This window comes from Mesorhizobium sp. M0028, assembly GCF_040323855.1.
Lineage (GTDB): Bacteria > Pseudomonadota > Alphaproteobacteria > Rhizobiales > Rhizobiaceae > Mesorhizobium.
The window spans coordinates 168,952-193,662 of record NZ_JAMYVG010000011.1 but is presented as its reverse complement, the minus strand read 5'-3'; the positions used below and the strand labels follow the sequence as shown (position 1 = coordinate 193,662).

The window sequence follows — 24,711 nt, the reverse complement described above, 5'->3', positions numbered from 1 at the left end:
TTTTTATCATATTTCTTCTTCTCTTCTCTCCAAGACCCCCCCCCCCCCCCCCCCCCCCCCCCCCGCCCCCCCCCCCCCCCCCCCCCCCCCCCCCCCCCCCCCCCCCCCCCGGTTCTCATTCGTCAGAAATCGGCAGGTTTAGTTTAGCTCGCCACGCTGGCCTGCGGCGCCGAGCGCTCGATCAGCATTTGCCGGACGGTCGACATCGAGGCACTCAGTTCGCTGATGGCGTCATCGATCAACGCCCGCTGCTTCTGCAGGCGGGCAAGCTGCTTCTCCGACTTGTCGAGCGCCAACCGCAACTGCTTGGTGTTGGAGCCGTTCGGATCGTAGAGGTCCATCATCTGCTTGACGTCACGCAGCGAGAACCCGACCTTGCGGCCGAGCAAGATCAGTTTCAGCCGGGCCCTGTCGCGGCGTGTATAGAGACGGGTTGAGCCGTCACGCTGCGGGTTGAGTAGACCCTTGTCCTCATAGAAACGCAGCGTGCGCAGCGTCACTCCGTATTTCTTGGCCATTTCGCCGATGCGGACAAGCTCTTCACCGGCTTCGCTCGACATATCGTTGGTATTGGCCGCGGCTTGGCCGGGCGAAATAAGTTTCATGGTCACTGGCTTTCCCCGTCTGGTGGCGTCGCGGTCGCGGACCTTGCGTCGCCTGAGTGAAAGCGGGGGCGTGCTTCCACTCGTGGTTTCAACAAACAAATCGCAAACGGCGTAATCCGCTCGTTTACGTTTACGTCAATGCTATATCGATAGCCGCCTTACGACGCAAGAGCGTTCTGGGCTTGGAACTTTATGCCGCAGCGCCGGTGGATAACCTAAAAGTCGTGGCCGATTTCGGGAGCGATCATGCGGCTGATCAAAATTCTACAGCGTCTTTTGTGCGTCCAAAAAGACACCCGGCGCCGTCCGCAGCCAGTCGACAAAGTTGCAACTTCTTAAGCTTGGTTAACGCGTTGTTTACCACGTTGGGGCGAAATGTGCGCATGTCGGTTACCCGTGTTTATCCTGTATTGAATTTTTCACGGTTTTTCGGAGCGCGGGTAAGACCCGGGAAGCTCGTCTTCCACTGCAACAAGCCAAGCAGTCGCGTTCGTCCCGGCAGGACTTTGGGAACCTGGTGAAAGCCAGCAATTCTGAAACGGGCGCATTGATGAACAGCAAGCGGTCCTACCTCGATACACTCAACGCCGGCAGGCAGCGCAGGCCGCACACGACGCTTGAAGAGCTCAACCGTTCCCTGGAAACGCTGGAGCAGCGACTGGAGCGGACGCGCGAGGAGACTGCAAGCCATCCCGGTCCACGCCGACCAGCGGCAGAACCGCGCTATCCTAGTGCCCAACCCTATGGCCAGCAGCGCCGGTACGAGGACCCACGCGACGCGCAGCGGCCGAAAGGTCCAGCGGCGGCCGTCGACCAGAACTACCAGGCGATCGCCCGCGATATCGACCGGGTGCGCGGCCAGGAGGACGGCGTCGCCCTAGCCGGCAAGATCGCTGGCGAATTGCGCGGCCTGCGCGAAGAGCTTCGCCAGCAGATGACCTCCGGCCTGCAACGCGAGTTCGACGCACTGCGCAAGAATATCGAGCGAGCCTACCAGTCAAATGGCGGCGGCAAGGGCAGCGCCGAACTCGGCGTCGAATTCGAGCGGCTTTCCGGCGCCATCCAGACGCTGGCCGAAAAAAGCGACGACAGAAGCGTCAATATGTTGCGGCTCGAGCTTGAGCAGGTCAAGGCAGCTCTCGATACGCTGGCGCGCGACGAGAGCGTGCAGGCAGTGGGCCGCCGCTGGGACGATTTCGACCGCCGCTGGAGCGCCTTCGAGGACCGCGTCGACGCCGATCAGCGCAAGCGCTCCGACGCGCCCGGCCTGTCGGCCCTGACCGAGCGGCTCGAACAGATCAGCAATGCCGTCAGCAATCTGCCGGAATCGCTGTCGCTGCGCTCGCTGGAGGAAAAGGTCCGCATGCTTGCCGGAGCGGTCGACCATTTCGCCCGCCAGCAGGACAATCGCGGCAGCGACACATTCAGTCAGATCGACGAGCGGCTCGACGAGATTTCCCGCGCGATCGTCGCCTCGACGGTTGCCGCGCAAGCCAATTCGTTCGACCCCGAGCCCTTCGAACGCATCGAGAAGCGGATCGATTCACTGGCCCAGCAAATCGAAGAAGTGTCGCAGGATCGTCCGGGCCGGGAGGTCATCGACCGTCTCAACACATTGTCGAGCCGCGTGGATGAGCTGGCCGGCCGAGCCAATCTGCCGGAACAAGCTATGGAGCGCCTTGCCAGGCAAGTCGCGCTTATCGCCGACAAGATCGACCATGCACCTGCCATGCCCGACGCCGACTACATCTTCCAGGGGCTCGAGCAGCGCTTCGATGTGCTGTCCAGCATGATGGAACGTCGCCAGGGCGACGCCATCGAACAAGGCAACATGCTGTTTCGCGACCTTGAGCGCCGGTTGGACGAAGTCGCCGACAGGCTGGATCAGCGCATGCCGCAGGTCGACAGCGCCGGCATCATGGATGCCATCGACGCCCGCTTCACCGCGCTGGCCAAGCGGATGGAGACGCGCGTTCCAGATCCCGCCAGCGAGGCGGCGATCCGCGGCCTGGAGAGCCGGCTCGAAGACATTTCAAGCCGGCTGGATTCGTCCGCGGCACAGGTCGCCAGCATCGACCCGGCGTTGATCCGCAGCCTCGAAGCGCAGGTCGCGGGCCTGACGGCGCATCTTTCCAAGCCCGGCACGCCGCTGCCGGAATTCGACGACATCAGCCCGCGCCTCAACGAGATCGAGAAGTCGCTGGCCGGAACCCGCGATTCCATCCTCGGCGCGGCGCGCGAGGCGGCCGAGAGCGCCGTCCGCTCGCTGGCCGGATCAAGCGCCAACACGGCGGCCGTTACCGGCCTCGCCCAGGACCTGAAGACGCTCGAGGCGCTGACGCGCCGTTCGGACGAGCGCAATTCAAGGACGTTCGAGGCTATCCACGACACGCTGCTCAAGATTGTTGACAGGCTAGGTTCACTGGAGACCGGCGAACCGGCAAGCGCAGAGTTGAGCAAACGCTTCGGCCGGGCATCCAAGATCTCGGTGCAGGACGCACCGTCGATGGACATCGACCAGCCGCTGCCGTTAACGGGCAACATGGCCGATCTGGACGGTCGCACCGCGGCGCTCGTGCGCGACGAGCCAGGTCCGCGTACGCCGGCCGAGGCGGCCGCGGCAGCCGCCCTGGCGGCCCTCGGTTCAGACACGACGCATGAAAAAACCGAGCACGGCGGCGGCAGGAAATCGATGTTAGGCGGGCTGGCGCGCGCCTTGAAGGGCAAGAAGGAGGCCGAGATGCCGCCGCTTGCCGGCTCGGCGTCGAGCGTCGAAATACCGAGCGTCGATCTGGACGAGCCGCTCGACCCCAAGGTCGCCAATCGGCCATTGGAACCCGGCTCCGGCGCCCCCGACCTCAGCGCCATCATGAAACGTGTGCGCGACGAGCGCGGGCAGCCGGCCCGCGAAGGCGGCGCCGAAGCGGCGAAATCGGACTTCATCGCGGCAGCCAGACGGGCTGCGCAAGCGGCGGCCGCCGAGGCGGACGCCCTTAAGCGCCAGTCGACGATGAAAGGCCCGGTCAAGGCGCTCAGGATAGGCGACCTGCTCAAGGCGCGGCGCAAGCCGATCCTGATGGGGGCAATTGCCATCATGCTGGCGCTTGCCGGCCTGCAACTGGGCAAAGCCTTCTTCTCCGATCCGGTCGAAGTCGCCAACAATGACGCGGCGCCGGCTGTGGCCGCACAGCCGGTGGAGACTGCATTGGCCAGCGTTGCCAGCGAACCGAAGGCGGACGCGCAGACGGCAGCGCAGGATAGCGCGCCGTCCTCCATCGTCAGGCAGGCAGAGCCGTCCGCAGCGACGACCAAGGACGACACGGCGGCGCAAACCGGCCCCGCCACACCGGCAACCGAGGCATCGACAGCCCCCGCGGCAGCCCCTGACATGGCGGCGCCAGACGCCACGGCCGCAGTGCCCGCACCGGCAGCGGCGACGGCCAGCGACGCCGAGCCAATGGCTGCCGCGCCTGCTACCACCACAGCTGCGACGCAGGACACGACGGGCACGGTGCCGCCGGCAGATGCTGCCGCGGCAAGCGTTGCCAAGATCGAGGTTCCGGCCGGTGTCGGTCCGGCCGCCCTGCGCGATGCAGCGGCCGGCGGCGACGCCAAGGCACTGTTCGAGATCGGCTCGCGCTACGCCGAGTCGCGCGGCGTCAAGGAAGACATGGCAGCGGCGGCCAAATGGTACGAGAAAGCTGCCGATCTCGGTTTCGCACCGGCAGAATACCGCATCGGCAATTTCTACGAGAAGGGCATCGGCGTCGCACGCGACATCAAAAAAGCGAAGACCTGGTACCAGCTTGCCGCAGAGCAGGGCAACGCCAGCGCCATGCACAATCTGGCCGTGCTGTTTGCGATGGCGGCGGATGGCGTGACCGACAATGAATCGGCAGCGCGCTGGTTCCAGGCGGCGGCGGACCTCGGCGTCAAGGACAGCCAGTTCAATCTCGGCATCCTTGCGGCGAAGGGCGTCGGCATGAAGCAGAACCTCGAGGAGAGCTACAAATGGTTCGCGCTCGTCGCCAAGACCGGCGACAAGGATGCGGCGGCCAAGCGCGACGAGATCGCCAAAGCCCTGAGACCCGAGCAGCTGGAGCGTACGCGTGCCGCGGCCGAGCTGTGGAAGGCCAAGCCGCTCGATCCAGCCGCCAATTCGGCCGACATTCCTGAATCGTGGCAGGACGGCACACCGCAGACGACGGCCGGCATCGACATGAAGAAAGCGGTCCAGAACATCCAGCGCATCCTCAACAAGAACGGCTACGAGGCCGGCAATCCCGACGGCATGATGGGCCGGAAAACCAAGAACGCGATCATGGCCTTCCAGACCGACAACGACATGAAGGCAACCGGCGCGATCGACGAAAAGCTGGTCAAGGCGTTGCTCGCGCGCAAATAACGGCGGATGCGTCGTTTCCGCGACGCCCTTGCCACAGATTTGCCTGTTAACTGATTGAGTTGTTTTTTGTTTCGGCGGTGCGACGAAGTTTGACTTCACCGCCCGGCCGGCGCAAGAACGAGATAGCCTTCTGGCGCAAAATGCCCGCAACGGTTGCATTCGCCAGGAGGCAAACTGATCGAGACTGACGGGTGGGCATCTATCTCCCGATCGCGGAAATTTCCGTTAACGTCTTCGTGCTGCTGGCCATGGGCGCAGCGGTGGGTTTCCTGTCGGGCATGTTCGGCGTGGGCGGCGGCTTTCTCATCACGCCGCTGCTGATCTTCTACAACATACCGCCCGCGATTGCGGTCGCCACCGGCGCCAACCAGGTCATCGCTTCCTCCTTCTCCGGCGCCCTGTCGCACATGAAGCGCGGCACGCTCGACTTCAAGCTCGGCGGCGTGCTTTTGGCCGGCGGCATCGTCGGCTCGACCGGCGGCATCTATGTCTTTGCGTTCCTGCGCCGACTCGGCCAGCTCGATCTGTTCATCTCGCTGCTCTACGTCGTGCTGCTCGGCACTGTCGGCGGGCTGATGCTGGTCGAGAGTATCAATGCGCTGCGCGTCACCCGCAGCGGCGCCGCACCGGTGTTGAAGAAATCCGGCCAGCACAACTGGATCCACCGCCTGCCGCTGAAGATGCGGTTCAGGGCCTCGAAGCTCTTCGTCAGCGTCATTCCGGTGCTTGGGCTGGGCGCGGCGATTGGCTTCCTATCGTCGATCATGGGCGTCGGCGGCGGCTTCATCATGGTGCCGGCCCTGATCTACCTTTTGAAAGTGCCGACCAACGTCGTCATCGGCACCTCGCTGTTCCAGATCATCTTCACCTCGGCTTACACCACGCTGGTCCACGCCACCACCAACCAGACGGTCGACGTCATGCTCGCCTTCCTGTTGATGGCAGGCGGCGTCGCCGGCGCACAATATGGCGCCAAGGCCGGTCAGAGGCTGCGGGGCGAACAACTCAGGGCGCTGCTGGCGCTGCTTGTGCTGGCGGTCGCCATCCGGCTCGCCATCGATCTTTTCGTCACGCCTCCCAATCTCTATTCGCTGTCCGGCGTGGGCCTGAGCTGATGGCTGGCTTGAGGACGCTCGCGGCCGCCGCCTTGCTGTCGCTGCTGGCCGCGGCGTCAGCGGCGAAGGCACAGACGCCACTAACCGAAAACATCCAGATCGGCCTTTCCACCGACAATGTCTCGATTACCGCCGGCTTTTCCGGCGCCGACCTGACCATCTTCGGATCGCTGGAAAATGCCGATCCGCTTGTCGCACGGCAAGGGCGCTACGACGTGATCGTTGTGCTGGAAGGCCCGGCCCGACCGGTCGTCGTGCGCCGCAAGGACCGGGTGCTCGGCGTCTGGGTCAATCTGGAGTCGGAGACCTTCGAAAACGTACCTGTCTCCTATTCTGTGGCGACGACGCGGCCGCTGCAGGACGTCACCGATCCGAACAGCTACAAGCAGCTGTCGCTTGGCGCCTCCAACCTCTATTTGCAGCCGGCCGACGCCGAGGACAGCCCGGCGACAATCGAGGAGTTCACCGCCGCGCTGCGCGAGCGCAAGGCGGCAACAGGCCTCTACAGCGAGAATGTCGGCGGTGTGCAGTTCCTGTCGCAGAACCTGTTCCGCGCCACCGTCAGGCTCGCTCCCAACGTTCCGGTCGGCACCCACAAGGCGCGCGCCTTCCTGTTCAAGAGCGGCCTGTTCATCAAGGAAAGCTCCGCCCAGCTCGAAATCCGCAAGTCCGGTTTCGAACAGTCGATCTTCCGCGTCGCCCACGACTACTCCTTCCTCTACGGTGTCTTTGCCGTATCGCTGGCCATGCTGACAGGCTGGCTCGGAAGACTGGTCTTCAGGAAAGACTGAACTCTCGTAAAAGTGGTTTCCCTTTCCGAGGGTATGGGCTAGACCGCGATCCCCGGTCCGACCGGGCACGAGCTGCTGCTCCCCAAATCAGAATATAGGAACGCACGATGCGACCAGCATTTGCCGGTATCGACTTCGGCACTTCGAATTCCACCGTGAGCGTGGTCAGGAACGGGCAGCCGCGGCTGGTGGCCTTGGAAGACGGCCAAGTCACTCTGCCCAGTGCGGTGTTCTTCAATTTCGAGGACAACCGCACCTATTTCGGGCGACGCGCCATCGCCAACTATACGGACAGTATCGAAGGCCGCCTGATGCGCTCGCTGAAGAGCGTTCTCGGCAGCTCGCTCGCTCACGAAAAGACGCGCATCAAGGCGCGCTCGATCGGCTTCATGGAAATTGTCAGCCTATTTGTCGGCCACCTGAAAAAGAAGCTCGAAGAAAACGCCCTCGACACAGTCGAAAGCGTCGTAATCGGACGGCCGGTACAGTTCGTAGACGACGACGCCGGGGCCGACGCCGAGGCCGAGCACGAACTCGAAAATGCCGCTCGCGCTCAGGGCTTCAAGCACATCGCCTTCCAATTCGAGCCGATCGCGGCGGCACTCGACTACGAACAGAAGGTGACGCGCGAGGAACTGGCGCTGATCATCGACATGGGCGGCGGCACGTCCGATTTCTCGATCGTGCGGGTCTCGCCCGAGCGCGCCCGCTCGCTCGACCGCAAGGACGACATCCTGGCCAGCCGCGGCATCCACATCGGCGGCACCGACTTCGATCGGCTGCTGAGCATCGCCCATGTGATGCCTCAGCTCGGCTATCTGACGTCGACTAAGGATGGCAAGCGCAATCTGCCGGCGAGCTACTTCATCGACCTGGCGACATGGCAGCGCATCAACCTGGTCTATACCGCAAGGGCGATGACGCATCTTCGCCAGATCCGCTACGAGGTAGAGCGCGCAGACCTGGTCGACCGCTTCATCCACATCGTCGAGCATCGTTACGGCCACGCGCTGGCGGCGCTGGTCGAAAGGGCCAAGATCGAGCTGACGGATCGATCGTCGGCCGGTATCGAGGTCGCGCTACCGGAGGTGAGGTTCACGGCAGAGATCACGCGCGAAGGTCTCGAAGCCACTATCGCTCGGGATATTGAGCGCGTTGCAGGTACCGTCAAGCAGACCGTCCGCGACGCGCAGGTGAAGCCCTCCGACATCACGGCGGTGTTCCTGACCGGCGGATCGACCGCGATCCCGCTGGCCAGGCAGCAGATCCTGGCTCTGGTGCCGCAGGCGTCGGTTATCGAAGGCGATGTGTTCGGCTCAGTCGGGCTTGGGCTGGCGCTCGACGCACAGCGGAAGTTCGCCTGATCGGCTTAAAGCGGCGCGGCTCTCTCAGCTTTGCCGCCGAGATGCGCCTTGAGCGCCATCTGGGCCAGGCTTGGCTGCCGGTCGCGATGCGTGATCATGGCAAATTCGCGCTTCGGCAGATCGATCGGCACGGAACGCAGACTGCCTTCGGCGACCGCGCGCGCGACGACGAGTTCCGAAATGATGCTGGCGCCGGCGCCGGCCTCGACCGCCTGGCGAATAGCCTCATTGCTCGGCAATACCAGGAATATCTGTAGGTCCGCGAACGAAATCCCGTCGCGTCGGGCAAGGTCCTCCAGCGCCTCGCGCGTGCCCGACCCGCCTTCGCGAATGATCCAGCGAAGCCCGCCAAGGTCGGGATGCCCAGGCGAAACTTCCGCGATCTCAGGGTGCGAGCGCGCCACGACCAGCATCATGCGATCGATATCGACCTTGGCACGCCGCAAAATGTCGGATTCGGTGCGCCCCTCGACCAGGCCAAAATCGGCTGCGCCATCAAGTACATTGGTCTCGACCTGCCTGGTGTTGCCAATGCTCACGCTCAGCCTGACGGCAGGATAGGCTTCGTGGAAAGAAGCGAGCCGGCGCGGCAGCCAATAGCTGGCGATGGTCTGGCTGGCAGCGATCGAGAGACTGCCTGATATCGTCTGCGAGACATGCTCCAGCACGTTGTGGGCGGCCGCCGCCCGCTCGAGAACCGCCTTGGCCTCCGGCAGGAACCGGCGTCCGGTCTCGGCGAGCTCGATATTGCGGCCCACTCGGTTGAACAACTGCACGCCGTGCTGCTGTTCGAGCGAGCGGATGGCGGCGGACGCGGCCGACTGTGAAATGCCTAACAAGTCGGCCGCTTTGGTCATGTGCGCCCGTTCGGCGACGGCGACGAAGATCCGCAATTGGTCCAGAGTCATGCCAGCATTAAGAAGCAAATCCGATTGGAATTACAAGAGCAAGTTGTTAGACAGATTGATTGCTTTGTTCTAAATTTTAGCCCGAAATTGGAAAAAAGTCGCGCCAGAACAGTCGAGGGTAGAAATTGGTGAGGCTGTTCAAATCCGTGTTCACGCACTGGTCCTGCAGCCTGCGGTGGCGGCTCGTCGGTGAGCGCGATCGTCCGGAACAGCATTACATGCGCGGCCCAGGCCCGAAGACGAGAGCCAAGGCCGCGGAACGCAAAAACATCGCCGGATCATGACCAACAAACCGCTACGCGGCGCCAACTCAGCACCATCCCAACGGCCGCTTGCCGATACGCGCGCGCCCGCCGAAGGCGACGGCGTCGATACTTCGCCTGATGTCTCCGACAGCATTGCCAAGACCACCTGCTATATGTGCGCCTGCCGCTGCGGCATCGACGTCCACATCAAAGACGGCAAAGTCCGCTACATCAACGGCAACAAGGACCATCCGGTCAACCGCGGCGTGTTGTGCGGCAAGGGCAGCGCCGGCATCATGCAGCACTACAGCCCGGCCCGGCTGAAGAAGCCGCTGCTACGCACCGGCCCGCGCGGCTCGGGTGAGTTCCGCGAGATCGAGTGGGAGGAAGCTTTGTCGATCGCGACGAAGCGGCTTTCGAATATCCGCCGAACCGATCCGAAGAAACTCGCCTTCTTCACCGGGCGCGACCAGTCGCAATCGCTGACCGGCTGGTGGGCGAGCCAGTTCGGCACACCGAACTTTGCCGCCCATGGCGGCTTCTGCTCGGTCAACATGGCGGCCGGCGGCCTCTACACGATCGGCGGCTCGTTCTGGGAGTTCGGCGAGCCCGACTGGGACAACACCAAGTACTTCATGCTGTTCGGGGTTGCCGAGGATCATGATTCCAATCCGATCAAGATCGGTCTCGGCAAGCTCAAGGCACGCGGCGCCAAGGTGGTCTCGATCAACCCCTGCCGCACCGGCTACAACGCGATTGCCGACGACTGGATCGGCATCCGGCCCGGCACCGACGGCCTGTTCGTGTTTGCACTCATCCACGAATTGCTGAAGGCAGGCCGCGTCGATCTCGACTACCTCTTGCGCTACACCAACGCCCACGGCCTCGTCATTCAGGAGCCTGGAGCCGTCGATGACGGGCTGTTCATGCGCGACGGCGACGGCAATCCGCTGGCTTGGGACAGGGTGGCGAAGATGCCAGTCAATGCCAGTGACGCCGACGCGAAGCCCGCACTGACCGGCAGCTTTCTCGTCGACGGCCGCCGTTGCGTGCCGGTCTTCCAACTCGTCGCCGACCGCTATCTGGATGAGAGCTATTCACCCGAGGCGGTCACTGACCGGTGCGGCATCTCCGCCGATACCATCCGCAGGATCGCCGCCGAACTCGCTCATGTCGCCTTCGAACAGCAAATCGAATTGCCGGTGGCGTGGACGGACTGGGCCGGCCGCCGGCACGAGACCATCAAGGGCCGGCCGGTGTCGATGCATGCGATGCGCGGCATCTCGGCCCATTCGAACGGTTTTCACTCTTGCCGCGCCATTCATCTGCTTCAGGTGCTTCTCGGCACGGTGGACGTGCCGGGCGGCTTTCGCTTCAAACCGCCTTATCCACGGTCTGCACCGCCGGGTCCGAAGCCAGCCGGCAAGAATGTGAAGCCGATGACGCCGCTCGAGGGCATGCCGCTCGGTTTCGTCTGCGGACCGGGGGACCTGCTGATCGACGAAGGCGGCAAACCGATCCGTATCGACAAGGCCTACTCCTGGGATGCGCCGCTGGCCGCACACGGGCTCATGCACACGGTTATCCGTAACGCCTGGGCCGGCGATCCCTACACGATCGACACTCTGTTCATGTACATGTCCAACATGGCTTGGAACTCGTCGATGAATACCGTCGAGACGATGGCCATGCTGACCGATATTGATGCGTCGGGTGAGTACACGATCCCGTTCATCATCTATTCCGACGCTTATTATTCCGAGACCGTACCTTTTGCCGATCTGGTGCTGCCGGACACGACCTACCTCGAGCGTCATGACTGTATCAGTTTGCTCGATCGGCCGATCAGCCACGCCGACGGGCCGGGCGACGCCATCCGCCATCCCGTCGTCGAGCCGGATCGCGACGTCAGGCCGTTCCAGACGGTGCTGATCGAACTCGGCGCGCGGCTCAGCCTGCCCGGCTTCGTCGACGACGATGGTTCCGCCAAATACCGCGACTATGCCGACTACATCGTCAATCACGAGCGCACGCCAGGTGTCGGTCCGCTCGCCGGCTGGCGCGGCAAGGACGGGGCCTCGGTCGGCAAGGGCGACGTCAATCCCGACCAGTTGCAGCGCTACATCGATAATGGCGGCTTCTGGCACCAGGATTTCGCCGCCGATCAGCGCTACTACAAGATGGCCAACCGCTCCTATCTCGAATTCGCCGAGAGCATGGGCTTCATCCCGAAGGCCGAGCCGATCGTCTTCCAACTCTATTCCGAGCCGATGCAGCGCTTTCGCCTTGCGGCGCGCGGCCATGGCGGGGTGCTGCCGCCGGAGGCGGAGCGCAGCCGTATCGAGACCTATATGGATCCGCTGCCGTTCTGGTACGCGCCCTTCGAAGAGGCTGCAGTCGATAGCCAAGCCTATCCGCTCCACGCGCTGACGCAGCGGCCGATGCACATGTACCATTCCTGGGGCGCGCAGAATGCGTGGCTAAGGCAGATCACCAGCCAGAACCGGCTGTTCGTGCACAATCGGACCGCCGCCAGCCTCGGGCTTGTCGATGACGACTGGGTGTGGATCGAGAGCATCAACGGCAAGGTCAAGGGGCAGATCAGCCTGATCGACGGCGTCAACGCCGATACGGTGTGGACCTGGAACGCGATCGGCAAACGGCGCGGCAGCTGGGGGCTCAAGGATGACGCGGCCGAATCCAATCGCGGCTTCCTGCTCAACCACATCATCGGCGACCAGACCTCTGCCGATGCGAATGGCAAACGCTATTCGAATTCCGATCCTGTCACCGGCCAGGCGGCATGGTTCGACCTGCGCGTGCGCATCGTCAAATGCGCGGCCGAGGAAGCTGGCTTCACCGAGCCGCAATTCGAGCGGTTCCGGCAGCCGCCACACTTCGAGCCCTCGCCCGACAAGCTCAGTTTCGGCGCCGAATTCCGTCGGGAGAGAGAAGCTGCCGAATGACTTGCCTTCCCGCCCACACCGACAAAAAGCTCGGCCTGGTCATCGACCTCGACACCTGCGTTGGTTGCCAGGCCTGCGTCACCGCCTGCAAGGAATGGAACACCGGCGGCCATATGGCGCCGCTAACCGACATCGACCCCTATGGCGGCAATGTCGACGGCGTCTGGTTCAACCGCGTGCACAGTTATGAGCACATGACCGAGATGGGTGGGCGCACGGTCAATTTCCCGCGCTCCTGCCTGCACTGCGAGACACCGGCGTGCGTCACGGTCTGCCCGACCGGCGCCTCCTACAAACGGGCGTCGGATGGCATCGTGCTGGTCGACGAGGACAAATGCATCGGCTGTAAATTGTGCAGCTGGGCCTGCCCCTACGGCGCGCGCGAATTCGACACGGATGTCGGCGTGATGAAGAAATGTACGCTGTGCGTCGACCGCATCTATAACGACAATCTGGCGGAGGAAGACCGCGTGCCGGCCTGCGTTGCCGCCTGCCCGACCAGCGCGCGGCATTTCGGCGATCTGGGCGATCCGGCATCGGCTATCTCGCAACTGGTGGCGGAGCGCGGCGGTGTCGACCTGATGCCGGAGATGGGCTACAGGCCGACCAACAAATATCTGCCGCCACGCGCCCACATCAATCGCGCCGCATCGGTGCCGGCACAGGCGCTCCAGCCGGTGCGAGCCGAAGGCGGTTTCCTTGGCTGGGTCGACCGCATGCTTTCGAACTGACCCGCGCCTTCATGCATCCAGCCTTCTCCGTCGTCTTTTTCACCACCGCCACGGGCGCCGGTTACGGCCTGCTCGCGCTGCTTGGCGTGTTGGCCGGACAGGGCTTTATCCCGCCCGATTTCTGGCTTGGCCTCACCGGCATGGGGCTGTCGCTCGGCCTGATCTCGGCAGGCCTGCTGTCCTCGGCCGGCCATCTCGGCCGGCCCGAACGCGCCTGGCGTGCCTTCTCGCAATGGCGTAGCTCATGGCTGTCGCGCGAAGGCGTTGCCTCGGTCGCCACCTTCGTGCCGGCGGGACTGTTCGGTATTGGCTGGGTGGTCCTCGGCCGTACGAGCGGCTGGGTGGCTGTCGCCGGGCTGCTCGCTGCCATCGGCGCGGTCGCAACCGTCTGCACCACCGGCATGATCTACGCGTCGTTGAAGCCGATCGCCCAATGGCACAGCCGCTTCACCCTGCCCGGCTATCTGATCTTTTCGGCGATGACCGGCAGCGTACTGCTCAACGCCCTGCTGCAGGGATTTGCGGCAGGCTCGAATATGCTTCTGGCGGCTGCCCTGTTGCTGACCGCGCTCGGCTGGGGTTTGAAGCTGGCGACCTGGCGATACAATGATAGGCTGGAGATCCCGACCAATGCCAACACCGCAACCGGGCTTTCCGGCGGCACGGTGCGGTCGATGGAATGGCCGCATACCGAGGAAAACTATCTGCTCAAGGAAATGGGCTTTCGCATCGCACGCAAGCACAGCGCAAAGCTGCGGCTGATCACCCAGGCTCTGGCCTTTGCCTTGCCCGCTTTGCTGCTGATTGCGGCGTTTGCCTTGCCGTGGCCCTTTGCGGCGGCTTCGTCGATACTCTCCGCAATCGCCCAACTCGCCGGCATGCTGGTGGAGCGCTGGCTGTTCTTCGCCGAGGCCAAGCACACTGTTACCCTCTATTACGGACGATAGGGCAGCTCAGCCCGGCCTGAGCATCGAGTGGGAAATCGCGAAGATGCGCTCAGTGCCAAGCATATAGGCCATCAGCGTTTCGCGGCGGAACAGCCCGGCATAGGCGCGGTCAAGGAGATTGAGCGAACCGGTGTAGGCGCCGAAGGCCGGCATGATCATGCGGCCGCCATCGCCGGCAAAGCAGCGCCGCCGCACCGAACGGCCTTGCTGGACGATGCGGGCGCAAGGATGCAGATGGCCTGATATCTCGCCCTCCACCCTTATCGCCGAAGGCTCGTGCCGGAAGAGCAGAGAGCCGATGGCCAGCTCGCGCACGGTGTCGCCCGGCAGGTCGGCCGGTGCTTCCGGGTCATGATTGCCGGCGACCCAGAACCAGTCGCGCCCAACCATCAGCCCTTCCAGCCTTTCGCGAAAGCTTGCGTGCATGCGCGCGGCGCCGCCGCCATCGTGAAAACTGTCGCCCAGGCTAATGACGATCGCAGGCTGATAATCGGCAATCACCGTCTGCAGCCGGAGCAGCGTGGCGCCGGTATCGTAAGGCGGAACCAGCGTGCCGCGCCTGGCCAGTGAGGAGCCTTTTTCCAGATGCAGGTCGGATACGGCCAGAAGCCGGAATTCGGGAAAATAGAGCACGCCGCGGCGGTCGCAGATCGCGCGTTCGCCAGCGATACGGACGGCGCCCGTATCCGCCAGAGTCGCAGCCATTGCCAGCGCCACAGTCATTTCGTCCCCATGGCTTCCTCGACCAGCGTGGCTGCATCCATCAGCAGCGTCTCATCGGCCTCGCCGTGCACCGGCATCTTGCCGATCTCAAGCATGATCGGCACGGCGAGCGGCGATATCTGCTCGAGATTCTTATGCATGATTCGACCCTGGACGCGCGAGAGCATCTCGGCAAGTCTGCTGACATCCAGCAGACCGGTCGCGGCATCGGCCCGCGTCGCCTGCAAAAGGATGTGGTCGGGCTCATGGCTGCGCAGCACGTCGTAGATGAGGTCGGTCGACACGGTCACCTGGCGGCCGCTCTTCTCCTGGCCCGGGTGGCGTTTCTCGATCAATCCCGAGATCAGCGCGCAATTGCGAAAGGTGCGCTTCAACAGCCAGCTGCCGGCGAGCCAGGCTTCGAGGTCGTCGCCCAGCATATCTTGATCGAAGAGCGCAGCCAGCGACGGTTTCTTCGCCCTGAACATGTGACCCATATCGGCCAGCGACCATATGGCAAGCGCATAATCGGTGGCGACGAAGCCGAGCGGCCTGGCTCCCGCCCTGTCGAGGCGGCGGGTCAGCAGCATGCCCAGCGTCTGGTGCGCCAGCCTGCCCTCGAACGGATAGGCCACCAGGTAGTAGCGGTTGCCGCGCGGAAAGGTCTCGATCAGCAGATCGTCGCGTTTCGGCAGCACCGACTTGTCGGCCTGGAAACGTAGCCAGTCGGCGACCTGCTCCGGCAGCTTCTTCCAGCGCTGCGGATCGTCCAGCATGGCGCGCACCTGTTCGGCTAGGTACGTCGAAAGTGGGAATTTGCCGCCGCCATAGTACGGCACCTTGGCGTCGCTGCCCGGCGCGTTCGAGACGAAGCACTCACTCTCGCGGATGCCCTCGAAGCGCAGCACCTTGCCGGCGAACATGAAGGTGTCGCCGTGCGTCAGCGTTTCGAGGAACGCCTCCTCGATCTTGCCAAGAACCCGACCGCCACGCGAAGCCGCGCCTCTGCTGCCGGCCTGGACGTAGCGCACGTTGAGCGCCGGCACTTCAATGATGGTGCCGACATTCAGCCGGTATTGCTGAGCGACGCGAGGATTGGACACCCGCCACAGCCCGTCCTTGTTGAGACGAATACGGGCGTAGCGTTCGTAGTTCTTCAGCGCATAGCCGCCGGTGGCGACGAAATCGATGACGCGATCGAATGTCGGCCGGTCGAGATCGGCATAGGGTGCTGCCGTTCGCACTTCCTCGAACAGCGCATCGGCCTGGAACGGCGCACCGCAGGCGCAGCCCAGCACGTGCTGCGCCAGCACGTCGAGCCCGCCATTGACCAGCGGCGGCGTATCCTGGGCGCCCAGATAATTGGCGTCGAGCGCCGCCCTGCATTCCAGCACCTCGAAGCGATTGGCCGGGATCAGGATCGCCTTCGACGGCTCGTCCATACGGTGGTTGGCCCGACCGATGCGCTGTGCCAGCCGGCTGGCACCTTTCGGCGCGCCGACATGGACGACCAGGTCGACGTCGCCCCAGTCGATGCCGAGGTCGAGCGTCGAGGTGGCGACGATGGCACGCAAGGCGTTCTCGCCCATCGCTTTCTCGACGCGCCGGCGCTGGGCGACGTCGAGCGAGCCATGGTGTAGCGCGATCGGCAAGGTGTCCTCGTTGACCCGCCACAACTCTTGGAACAGCAGCTCCGCCTGGCTGCGCGTGTTGACGAACAGCAGGGTTGTCTTGTGGCGCTTGATCTCGTTGTAGATCTCCGGCGTTGCGTAGCGGGCCGAATGACCCGCCCACGGCACGCGCTCCTCCGAATCGAGAATGGAGATCTCGGGCTTGGCGCCGCCAATGACGACGATCAGTTCGGCCATCGGCCCCGGTGGATTCTGGCTGACCAGCCAGCGCCGCAATTCGTCGGGCTCGGCGACCGTCGCCGACAGGCCGATCATCTGCAGGGCGGGCACAAACGAGCGCAGCCGGGCCAGGCCAAGCGACAGGAGGTGCCCACGCTTCGAGGTCACCAGCGAATGCAGTTCGTCGAGTACGACATAGCGCAGGTCCTCGAAGAAGCGCCTGGCGTCGGGCGCGGCAATCAGCAGCGCCAATTGCTCGGGCGTGGTCAGCAGAATGTCGGGCGGCGCCAGCTTCTGCCGCTGGCGCTTGTGTGCGGGCGTATCGCCGGTGCGCGTCTCGACAGTAACCGGCAGCCCGATCTCTTCGACGGGTTTGCCGAGATTGCGCTCGATGTCGACGGCCAGCGCCTTCAACGGCGAGATGTACAGCGTGTGGATGCCGCGATGCGCCTGCCCTGGCCTTCTCCTTGGCCGGCCGGCCAGTTCGGTCAGCGATGGCAAGAACCCGGCCAGCGTCTTGCCGGCGCCGGTCGGGGCGATCAGCAATACCGACTGCCCGCCCTGAGCCTTGGCCAGCAATTCGATCTGATGGGCGCGCGGCGACCAGCCTTTTTCCGCAAACCATTTGACGAATGGCTCGGGCAGGACGACGGCGGCGTTCTGTTCGGCAAGGCGCGGCTGCTCTGTCACGCGTCAGAGGTAGCGCGGCGGCGCGCGATCGCCAAGCAGAATCAGAACAAAAGGTGATCGATTCGCGTTACGGCCGGCGAAACCCCGTCGGACCGCCATAGAGATAGCCGATACGGGCGATCGCTTCGCTCAGTCCTTCACGCGATACCAGCATGGTGTGGCCATTGGCGTGGATTATCGTCTCGGCGTCGGTCATGATAGCGACGTGGCCTTTCCAGAACACCAGGTCGCCGCGCTGAAGCCCGGAAAAGTCCGGCCCCGGAACGAGCGGCTCGCCGATGGTTGCCGCCTGCATGTCGGAATCGCGCAGCACCTGCCTGCCGGCCATGCGCATCGCCAATTGCACGAGACCGGAACAGTCGATGCCGAAGCCCGAGGCGCCGCCCCACAAATAAGGCGTGCCGAGAAAGCTCTCGGCAACAGCAACGTAGTCGGCGGCCGCCTCGGCGACAGGCCTGAGATGACCCGAGATGACCGCTTGACCGGACGGCAACAGCGCATAATGCGTGCCGCGTGTTTCGGCTGAGCCCGTCACCGTCACCAATGATCCCATCGACAATTGCCCGCTCACCGGAAAGCGCAAGTCGGGTCCTGGATAGAGAAAGGTGCGCGGCACCGAAACGATATGGGTCGGCGCATGGTCCCGAGCGCCCAACGCCGTGTCGGCGACATAGCCGACATAGCCGTCGCATTCGCCCTGGATCCAGGCCCAGCCTTCTGCGTCCTCGAAGACGAGAATGTCATCGCCGAACAGAAGCTGTGTGTTGACACCGGCATTCGGCCGTGGCGCCTTGCGGATGTCGGCCACGGAAGCGGTGATGCGAGCCGGCCGGCCGGCGACGAACCGGTCGGCGGCGACCTCGCCTCTCAGCCTGGCATCGGCGAGATCGGAGCGGAAGGCATGGAGGCGGGCATCCCTGGCGGTCAAATCGGCAACTCGTTCAAATGGACAATTTGGTCAAATCGGCAGCTCTTGGGCTCTGGCAATGATAACATCGCCGAAGCGTTCGACAAAGAGCGCACCTTCGACTGTGCGCCTGACCAGCACGTTGCGCTTGTCGAGCTCGTCGCGGTGGCGCGACACCAACTTCAGCGCCCCCATCGTGTCGAGCGCACGGGTGATCACCGGCTTGGTGACATTGAGGCGGGCAGCCAGACCGCGCACCGTGTGCGGCGGCGGATCGAGATAGATGGTGAACAGGATCGCCGTCTGGCGCATGGTGAGATCGGGTGCGTCGTCGCGCACCTGCGACAGCACCACCTGCTGCCACAGTCGCAAGGCCTGACTTGGACGCATGATAATCGACATCCGTCCAGCATGACGGAAAATTGTTTCGGTTCCGTTTCAGTCAACACCTTCGTCGGCTATGCCGAGACATCATCCGCCGAAGCGGTTCGAAATGACACGCTCCAGCGCCCGGATGCCTTGCGCCTCGCCGCCGGCAAGGCCGTGCGGGCGGTCCGACGGGTTCCAGGCGAAGATGTCGAAATGCGCCCAGCTGGCGGTCTTTTGGACGAAGCGCTTCAGGAATAGCGCCGCGGTGATCGAGCCGGCGAGACCATCCGACGTGACGTTGTTGATATCGGCAATTTTCGACGCCAGCTTGGCGTCATAGGGCTTCCACAACGGCATGCGCCATAGCGGATCCTCGACCGCAACGGAGGCGTCCGCCAGCTCGGATGCAAGCGCCTCGTCACCGGTGTAGAAGGGCGGCAGGTCGGGGCCGAGCGCAACACGGGCAGCGCCTGTCAGTGTTGCCATATCGACCAGCATCTGCGGCTCCTCGTCGTCGGCCAAGGCTAAGGCGTCGGCGAGGACCAGCCGCCCTTCAGCGTCGGTGTTGCCGATTTCGACGGTGATGCCTTTGCGGCTCACCAGCACATCGCCTGGACGGAAGGCGTTGCCGGCTATCGAATTCTCGACAGCGGGGATGAGCACGCGCAGCCGGACCTTCAGCCTGGCGGCCATGATCATGGAAGCGAGGCCCAGCACGTTGGCAGCGCCGCCCATGTCCTTCTTCATCAAAAGCATGCCCGAGGACGGCTTGATGTCGAGGCCGCCTGTGTCGAAGCAGACGCCCTTGCCGACCAGCGTTATCTTGGGGGCATTCTTCGGCCCCCAAATCATGTCGATCAGGCGCGGCGCGTCGGCCGAAGCGCGACCGACGGCATGAATCATCGGAAAGTTGGCGGCGAGAAGATCGTCGCCCTTGGTCACCGATATTTCAGCCTTGTGCGTCGCGGCCAAGGTCCGGGCGGCATTCTCCAGCTGGCCGGGACCCATATCGCTGGTCGGCGTGTTGACCAGGTCGCGTGCCAGGAAAACGCCATCGGCGATGCGTCTGACGCGAGCGGCGTCGGCGCCGGACGGCAGCGCGAAGCGAAGCGTCCTGCCGGGCTTCTTGCCATAGCGGGTGAAGACATAGCCGCCGAGTGCCAGCGCGAGTGCCGTAAGCTCCGGCTTGGCCGGTGCGGACGCAAGACGCCACTCGCCTTCGGGCAAGGCTCTCGCCAGTGCCCCGACGGCCATTGCACCCTCGTCGTCGCCGGTGCCGAACAGGGCTCCGCCAATCGCACCGTTGTCGCCAGGCACAACCAGCGTCCTGCCGGCCTCGCCGGAAAAGCCGTTGGCCTTGGCCCAGGCGACTGAGGATGGCTCAAGGCCCGCCGCCGCCTGCGCATCCTTCGCCACCAAATGGACCGGCAGCGCATTGCTCAATTTTTTCTCGACGAGTTCAACAGGCATTCGCTGGTCTCCGGCTTCTGAGTCGGCATTTCTTAACTCTCCGTTAGGGTTAACAGAATATTTCTGCGGGAGGGAAGATGACCACGCAAATGGTCACGCGCATGAACGGAGCCCTGGTGCCGATGCCGACCGACCGCAGGATGAACGCCAGCGCAAATAGGCTGATCACCACGGCGTTGATGATGGTGCTTGCCGCAAGCGTCGCTGGCTGCGGAACCAGCAAATTGACGACTGGCTCGATTTCTCGCCCAAGCGGCAAGCCGCTGGAAACAATGTCGGCGGGCGAACTGCACAACGCCACGATGGCGCTCGGGCAGTCCTACTCGAAAAGCCCCAACGACAAGCGGATCGCGACAAACTATGCCGCGGCGCTGCAGATGGACGGTGACGCCGACCAGTCGCTTGCGGTGATGCGCAAGCTGGCGATTGCCTTGCCGAAGGACCGCGACGTGCTCGCCGCCTATGGCAAGGCGCTTGCCGCCAACGGACAGTTCGAGCCAGCTCTCGATGCCGTGCGCCGCGCGCAGACGCCCGAATATCCTGACTGGAAACTTGTATCGGCGGAAGCTGCCATTCTCGACCAGCTCGGCCAAAAGGACGAGGCGCGTCAAGACTATCGCAAGGCGCTGGACCTCAAGCCGAACGAACCGTCGATCCTTTCCAATCTCGGCATGTCGTACGTGCTGGAAGGCGATTTGCGCACGGCCGAAACCTATATGCGCTCGGCCGCCCAGCAGCCGAATGCCGACAGTCGCGTCCGCCAGAACCTAGCGCTGGTCGTCGGTCTGCAAGGACGTTTCGACGAGGCCGAGAAGATCGCCTCACAAGAGCTGTCGCCGGAACAGGCGCAGGCCAACGTCGCTTACCTTCGCCAGATGCTGGCGCAGCAGAATGCCTGGAGCCAGCTCAAGGAGCAGGACAAGGCAAAGCCTGCCACCAACTGACCGCTTCGAGCGCCGAACCGGCGCGAGAATTCCGCAACATGTCAAACGCAAGGAACCGCGCGACACCGGCAGCGCGGCTTTGAATCGTAGCAGCGTTTGTGGCGACGCCGCTTGGGCTACTGGCTGCTCGATTTCGGCTGGTCGCCAAAGATGCCGCGCTGACTCACCTGGATGCCGGCGGGACCCAGAATGATGGCGAACAGCACCGGCAGGAAGAACAGGATCATCGGCACGGTAAGCTTCGGCGGCAGCGCGGCCGCCTTCTTCTCGGCGGCATTCATGCGCATGTCGCGGCTCTCAGCGGCAAGCACGCGCAGCGCATGCGCCACGGGCGTACCGTAGCGCTCGGCCTGAACCAACGCCTGGGACACCGACCTGACGGATTCGAGGCCAGTGCGGCTTGCAAGGTTCTCGTACGCCTGCTTGCGCTCCTGCAGATAGGAAAGTTCGGCATTGGTCAGGATGAATTCTTCCGCCAATGCCACCGATTGCGCGCCGATCTCATCGGCGACCTTGCGAAGCGCTGCTTCCACCGACATGCCGGACTCGACGCATATCAGCAACAGGTCGAGCGCGTCCGGCCACGCCATCTGAATCGACTGCTTGCGCTTGGTCGCACGGTTGTTGACGTAGAGCACCGGCGCGTAGAACCCGGCATAGGCAACGACGATGCAGACGAACAGCTTCACGAAAAGCGGCTGCTCGGGCAGTCCTCCAAGCACGAACAGATATATGGCCGCCAATGCAAAGCCGATGAAGGGCAGGACGAGGCGGAAAAAAAGGAAGCGCGTCAGCGGATTTTGGCCGCGAAAACCCGCCACTTTCAATTTCTGCAAGGTACCTTCGTCCGCCAGCGCACGCCTGAGATCCAGGCGATCGACAATATTGCGCATGCCGACCGACTGCTCTTCGCGCAGGCCCTTGCGGCGGCGGTCGGCTTCGACTGCCAGCCGCGCGCGCTGTTTGGCGCGCAGCTCATCGCGCTCCAGCGCCACGGATTTCATGCGCGCCTTGAGCTGGTTCCCGCCAAAGGCGGGCAGCAGCGTGAAGACCGTCGCAAACACCGCGATTCCGACCAGCAGTGCGATCAGCAGGGACGGGTCGGTGAGAGTTCTGATGACGTGATCGGTCATACGCGCGAATCCTAGACTTCGAAGTTCATCATCTTGCGCATTACCAGGATACCCATCGACATCCAGACGCCGGAACAACCGAGGATCAGATGGCCGGTGCTGGTGGTAAAGAGGGGCATGATGTAGTTCGGGCTCGTCAGATAGACGAGAAAGGCGACGACGAAAGGCAGCGCGCCGATGATCACGGCGGATGCCTTGGCTTCCATAGACAACGCCTGGACCTTGGCCTTCATTTTCTTGCGGTCGCGAAGCACGCGCGAAAGATTGCCCAGCGCTTCGGAAAGATTGCCGCCAGCCTGAGACTGGATCTGGATGACGATGCCGAAGAAGCTCGCCTCGGTGCACGGCATCGTTTCGGGCATGCGCATGGCCGCGTCGGGGATCGACAAACCCATTTGCTGCGAATCGACGATGCGGCGGAACTCGGTCTTGACCGGCTCGGGGGATTCGTTGGCGATCAGGCGCACGGCGTCGTTTAGCGGCAGGCCGGATTTTACCGCACGCACGATGATGTCGAGCGCGTTCGGAAATTCGTTGAGGAACGCCTTGACGCGGCGCGCGCGGCGAAACGAGACGAACCAGCGCGGCAGACCCAAGACACCGACCAGCAGCGCGGCCGGCAAAACCAGCAGCGGTGCGCCGATGAAATAGACCAAAGCCGTCAAGACGACGCCGCAGACCGCCGAGTAGACATAGAAGCGCTCAATCGAGACCTTCATGCCGGCCTGGCGGATTTGGATTTTCAGCGGTGGTTTCTTGGCCAGGCTCTGATTGGACTTTTGCTTTTGGTCGAGGTCCTTCAGCGAATCCTGGACGGATTTGCGACGCTTGGCCGCTTCCGCCACGCGATCGCGCGAAGCCTTGACTACGGAACGATCCGTCTCGGCGGTCTTGATCGATTCAAGCCGCTTGCCGACCTGCTTCTCGGTGCTGATCCGATTGAACAGGAAAGCATAGGCCACTGCGCCGGCGCTGAAGCCGGCGAGCACGACGAATGCCAATACGGTGCTGTCAATCCCGAACATCGACCCTGGCCCCCACGCTTCCAGACGGATCAGTCAGCGCGTTTCTCCATCGCCTCGAGCGCAACTGCTAGGCGCTGCTCCTCGCCATAGTAGCGGGCGCGCTCCCAGAAATGCGGACGGCCGATGCCGGTCGACACGTGCTCGCCCAGCAACCTGCCGTTCGCATCCTCGCCCTTGATGTTATAGAGAACGATGTCCTGGGTGATGATGACGTCGCCTTCCATGCCGATCACCTCGGTGATGTGGGTGATGCGCCGCGATCCGTCGCGCAGGCGTGCAGCCTGTATGATCACGTCGACGGAGCCGACGACAATTTCGCGTACGGTTTTTTGCGGCAGCGTGTAGCCGCCCATGGCGATCATTGACTCTATACGGTTGAGGCATTCGCGCGGGCTATTCGAGTGGATCGTTCCCATCGAGCCGTCATGGCCGGTGTTCATCGCCTGCAATAGGTCGAACACTTCGGGTCCACGCACCTCGCCGACGATGATGCGCTCGGGCCGCATGCGCAGACAGTTCTTGACCAGGTCGCGCATGGTCACTTCGCCCTCACCTTCAAGGTTGGGCGGACGTGTTTCGAGACGCACCACATGTGGCTGCTGCAATTGCAGCTCAGCCGAGTCCTCGCACGTAATGACGCGTTCCTCGCGGTCGATATAGTTGGTCAGGCAATTGAGCAGCGTCGTCTTGCCGGAGCCGGTACCGCCCGAAATGACAATGTTGCAACGGACGCGGCCGATGATCTTGAGAATCTCGGCGCCTTGCGGCGAAATCGAGCCGAACTTGACCAGCTGGTCGAGCGTCAGCTTGTCCTTCTTGAACTTGCGGATGGTAAGGGCGGTGCCGTCGATGGCCAAGGGCGGTGCGATGACGTTGACACGGGAGCCATCAGGAAGACGCGCATCGCAGATTGGGCTTGATTCATCGACGCGGCGGCCAACCTGGCTGACGATACGCTGGCAGATGTTGAGGAGCTGCTGGTTGTCGCGGAAACGGATGCCGGTCTGCTCGACCTTGCCGTTGACCTCGATGTAGACGTTCTTGGAGCCATTGACCATGATGTCGGCAATATCGTCGCGGGCAAGCAGTGGCTCCAGCGGCCCGTAGCCCAAGACGTCGTTGCAGATATCCTCGAGAAGCTCTTCCTGCTCGGCGATGGACATCGCGAAGTTCTTGATCGCGATGATGTCGTTGACGATGTCGCGGATTTCCTCGCGCGCGCTTTCGGGATCGAGCTTGGCGAGCTGCGACAGATCGATCGTGTCGATGAGTGCGGAGAAGACCTGGCTTTTGGTGTCGTAATAGCTCTCGCTGCGCTCACGCTGAATCCTTTTCGGCTCCGGCGCCAATGGCGGCGGCTCGACCGCACGGCGAACCGCCGGCCCTGCAGGCGCGCCGGATGGCGGCAGCGCCCCGGGCCTGGCAGCTACCGCCGCTTCCACAGGGTTCGCGGCCGCCGGCGCGGCAGGTGCGGGTGCTGGCTGACGGAATTCCGGGATGGTCCGGTTGCCGTCGTCGCTGCCTCTTTTACCAAACATGATCGC

Annotated in this window: 18 protein-coding genes; 8 read left to right on the top strand and 10 right to left on the bottom strand. The window is 63.5% G+C overall.

Annotated features, from left to right (window positions below; genetic code table 11):
- Positions 1 to 143: 143 nt before the first annotated feature.
- On the bottom strand, positions 144 to 605 hold the full coding sequence (locus NKJ93_RS21050; RefSeq protein ID WP_023719513.1) for a MerR family transcriptional regulator: 462 nt from the start codon (positions 603 to 605) through the stop codon (positions 144 to 146).
- A gap of 550 nt (positions 606 to 1,155) precedes the next feature.
- Here NKJ93_RS21050 and NKJ93_RS21045 point away from each other — a divergent pair.
- The 4 genes from NKJ93_RS21045 (at position 1,156) to NKJ93_RS21030 (ending at position 8,280) form a co-directional block, all read left to right on the top strand.
- Entirely contained in the window at positions 1,156 to 5,010 is a 3,855-nt protein-coding gene (locus tag NKJ93_RS21045; RefSeq protein ID WP_352549131.1) for a peptidoglycan-binding protein, read from the top strand.
- A gap of 191 nt (positions 5,011 to 5,201) precedes the next feature.
- The gene (locus NKJ93_RS21040; protein WP_023719515.1) at positions 5,202 to 6,125 is read left to right on the top strand and encodes a sulfite exporter TauE/SafE family protein; all 924 of its coding nucleotides are present in this window, start codon (positions 5,202 to 5,204) and stop codon (positions 6,123 to 6,125) included.
- Complete coding sequence (locus tag NKJ93_RS21035; protein ID WP_023719516.1) at positions 6,125 to 6,916, top strand: TIGR02186 family protein; 792 nt, start codon at positions 6,125 to 6,127, stop codon at positions 6,914 to 6,916. Before NKJ93_RS21040 ends, NKJ93_RS21035 begins: the two co-directional genes overlap by 1 nt.
- A gap of 107 nt (positions 6,917 to 7,023) precedes the next feature.
- Positions 7,024 to 8,280: an Hsp70 family protein gene (locus NKJ93_RS21030; RefSeq protein WP_352590874.1), complete on the top strand. Its 1,257-nt coding sequence runs from the start codon at positions 7,024 to 7,026 to the stop codon at positions 8,278 to 8,280.
- Between the two features lie 5 nt (positions 8,281 to 8,285).
- On the opposite strand, the gene NKJ93_RS21025 is transcribed toward NKJ93_RS21030, so the two are convergent.
- Positions 8,286 to 9,188, bottom strand: coding sequence for a LysR substrate-binding domain-containing protein (locus NKJ93_RS21025; protein WP_023719518.1), 903 nt, complete (start codon positions 9,186 to 9,188; stop codon positions 8,286 to 8,288).
- Positions 9,189 to 9,468: 280 nt separating this feature from the next.
- On the opposite strand from NKJ93_RS21025, the gene NKJ93_RS21020 reads away from it, so the two are divergent.
- Genes NKJ93_RS21020 through NKJ93_RS21010 form a run of 3 tightly spaced genes read left to right on the top strand, consistent with a single transcriptional unit; the run spans position 9,469 to position 14,077 of the window.
- Positions 9,469 to 12,399 (top strand): molybdopterin oxidoreductase family protein, encoded by a 2,931-nt coding sequence (locus NKJ93_RS21020; protein WP_352590871.1) that lies wholly within the window; start codon positions 9,469 to 9,471, stop codon positions 12,397 to 12,399.
- Positions 12,396 to 13,130 carry a 4Fe-4S dicluster domain-containing protein gene (locus NKJ93_RS21015; protein ID WP_352590868.1) on the top strand — a complete coding sequence of 245 codons (735 nt, stop codon included), beginning with the start codon at positions 12,396 to 12,398 and terminating at the stop codon, positions 13,128 to 13,130. The genes NKJ93_RS21020 and NKJ93_RS21015 overlap by 4 nt, the downstream gene beginning before the upstream one ends.
- An 11-nt stretch (positions 13,131 to 13,141) precedes the next feature.
- Positions 13,142 to 14,077: a dimethyl sulfoxide reductase anchor subunit family protein gene (locus NKJ93_RS21010; RefSeq protein WP_023719522.1), complete on the top strand. Its 936-nt coding sequence runs from the start codon at positions 13,142 to 13,144 to the stop codon at positions 14,075 to 14,077.
- 6 nt (positions 14,078 to 14,083) lie between these two features.
- Here the strand turns inward: NKJ93_RS21010 and pdeM are convergent, their stop codons facing one another.
- The 5 genes from pdeM to NKJ93_RS20985 all read right to left on the bottom strand — a co-directional run bounded on the left by pdeM (position 14,084) and on the right by NKJ93_RS20985 (position 20,065).
- Complete coding sequence (gene pdeM / locus NKJ93_RS21005) at positions 14,084 to 14,782, bottom strand: ligase-associated DNA damage response endonuclease PdeM (RefSeq protein ID WP_502897786.1); 699 nt, start codon at positions 14,780 to 14,782, stop codon at positions 14,084 to 14,086.
- Between the two features lie 14 nt (positions 14,783 to 14,796).
- Positions 14,797 to 17,319 carry a ligase-associated DNA damage response DEXH box helicase gene (locus tag NKJ93_RS21000; RefSeq protein WP_352590865.1) on the bottom strand — a complete coding sequence of 841 codons (2,523 nt, stop codon included), beginning with the start codon at positions 17,317 to 17,319 and terminating at the stop codon, positions 14,797 to 14,799.
- 67 nt (positions 17,320 to 17,386) lie between these two features.
- Positions 17,387 to 18,247, bottom strand: coding sequence for a C40 family peptidase (locus NKJ93_RS20995; RefSeq protein ID WP_352483226.1), 861 nt, complete (start codon positions 18,245 to 18,247; stop codon positions 17,387 to 17,389).
- A gap of 30 nt (positions 18,248 to 18,277) precedes the next feature.
- Positions 18,278 to 18,628, bottom strand: coding sequence for a MarR family winged helix-turn-helix transcriptional regulator (locus NKJ93_RS20990; RefSeq protein ID WP_023719526.1), 351 nt, complete (start codon positions 18,626 to 18,628; stop codon positions 18,278 to 18,280).
- Between the two features lie 69 nt (positions 18,629 to 18,697).
- Positions 18,698 to 20,065: a leucyl aminopeptidase family protein gene (locus tag NKJ93_RS20985; protein WP_352590862.1), complete on the bottom strand. Its 1,368-nt coding sequence runs from the start codon at positions 20,063 to 20,065 to the stop codon at positions 18,698 to 18,700.
- Positions 20,066 to 20,187: 122 nt separating this feature from the next.
- Here NKJ93_RS20985 and NKJ93_RS20980 point away from each other — a divergent pair, with 122 nt between their 5' ends.
- On the top strand, positions 20,188 to 21,009 hold the full coding sequence (locus tag NKJ93_RS20980) for a tetratricopeptide repeat protein (RefSeq protein ID WP_023719528.1): 822 nt from the start codon (positions 20,188 to 20,190) through the stop codon (positions 21,007 to 21,009).
- 116 nt (positions 21,010 to 21,125) lie between these two features.
- Here NKJ93_RS20980 and NKJ93_RS20975 read toward each other — a convergent pair whose 3' ends face one another.
- From NKJ93_RS20975 to NKJ93_RS20965, 3 genes are read right to left on the bottom strand one after another with little or no spacing between them, the layout of a single operon-like run.
- Positions 21,126 to 22,142 (bottom strand): type II secretion system F family protein, encoded by a 1,017-nt coding sequence (locus NKJ93_RS20975; RefSeq protein ID WP_352483228.1) that lies wholly within the window; start codon positions 22,140 to 22,142, stop codon positions 21,126 to 21,128.
- 11 nt (positions 22,143 to 22,153) lie between these two features.
- Positions 22,154 to 23,167: a type II secretion system F family protein gene (locus NKJ93_RS20970; protein WP_352590859.1), complete on the bottom strand. Its 1,014-nt coding sequence runs from the start codon at positions 23,165 to 23,167 to the stop codon at positions 22,154 to 22,156.
- A 29-nt stretch (positions 23,168 to 23,196) separates the two neighbouring features.
- Positions 23,197 to 24,705, bottom strand: coding sequence for a TadA family conjugal transfer-associated ATPase (locus tag NKJ93_RS20965; protein ID WP_023719531.1), 1,509 nt, complete (start codon positions 24,703 to 24,705; stop codon positions 23,197 to 23,199).
- Between the last annotated feature and the right edge of the window lie 6 nt (positions 24,706 to 24,711).

Bases quoted from the DNA above. Each gene is read 5' to 3' on its own strand.
- NKJ93_RS20975 (WP_352483228.1), bottom strand. From the start codon at position 22,142: ATGACCGATCACGTCATCAGAACTCTCACCGACCCGTCCCTGCTGATC.
- NKJ93_RS21015 (WP_352590868.1), top strand. From the start codon at position 12,396: ATGACTTGCCTTCCCGCCCACACCGACAAAAAGCTCGGCCTGGTCATC.
- pdeM (WP_502897786.1), bottom strand. From the start codon at position 14,782: ATGGCTGCGACTCTGGCGGATACGGGCGCCGTCCGTATCGCTGGCGAA.
- NKJ93_RS21050 (WP_023719513.1), bottom strand. From the start codon at position 605: ATGAAACTTATTTCGCCCGGCCAAGCCGCGGCCAATACCAACGATATG.
- NKJ93_RS21035 (WP_023719516.1), top strand. From the start codon at position 6,125: ATGGCTGGCTTGAGGACGCTCGCGGCCGCCGCCTTGCTGTCGCTGCTG.
- NKJ93_RS20965 (WP_023719531.1), bottom strand. From the start codon at position 24,705: ATGTTTGGTAAAAGAGGCAGCGACGACGGCAACCGGACCATCCCGGAA.
- NKJ93_RS20990 (WP_023719526.1), bottom strand. From the start codon at position 18,628: ATGTCGATTATCATGCGTCCAAGTCAGGCCTTGCGACTGTGGCAGCAG.
- NKJ93_RS21020 (WP_352590871.1), top strand. From the start codon at position 9,469: ATGACCAACAAACCGCTACGCGGCGCCAACTCAGCACCATCCCAACGG.
- NKJ93_RS20970 (WP_352590859.1), bottom strand. From the start codon at position 23,167: ATGTTCGGGATTGACAGCACCGTATTGGCATTCGTCGTGCTCGCCGGC.
- NKJ93_RS21025 (WP_023719518.1), bottom strand. From the start codon at position 9,188: ATGACTCTGGACCAATTGCGGATCTTCGTCGCCGTCGCCGAACGGGCG.
- NKJ93_RS20985 (WP_352590862.1), bottom strand. From the start codon at position 20,065: ATGCCTGTTGAACTCGTCGAGAAAAAATTGAGCAATGCGCTGCCGGTC.
- NKJ93_RS21045 (WP_352549131.1), top strand. From the start codon at position 1,156: ATGAACAGCAAGCGGTCCTACCTCGATACACTCAACGCCGGCAGGCAG.
- NKJ93_RS20980 (WP_023719528.1), top strand. From the start codon at position 20,188: ATGCCGACCGACCGCAGGATGAACGCCAGCGCAAATAGGCTGATCACC.
- NKJ93_RS21010 (WP_023719522.1), top strand. From the start codon at position 13,142: ATGCATCCAGCCTTCTCCGTCGTCTTTTTCACCACCGCCACGGGCGCC.
- NKJ93_RS21030 (WP_352590874.1), top strand. From the start codon at position 7,024: ATGCGACCAGCATTTGCCGGTATCGACTTCGGCACTTCGAATTCCACC.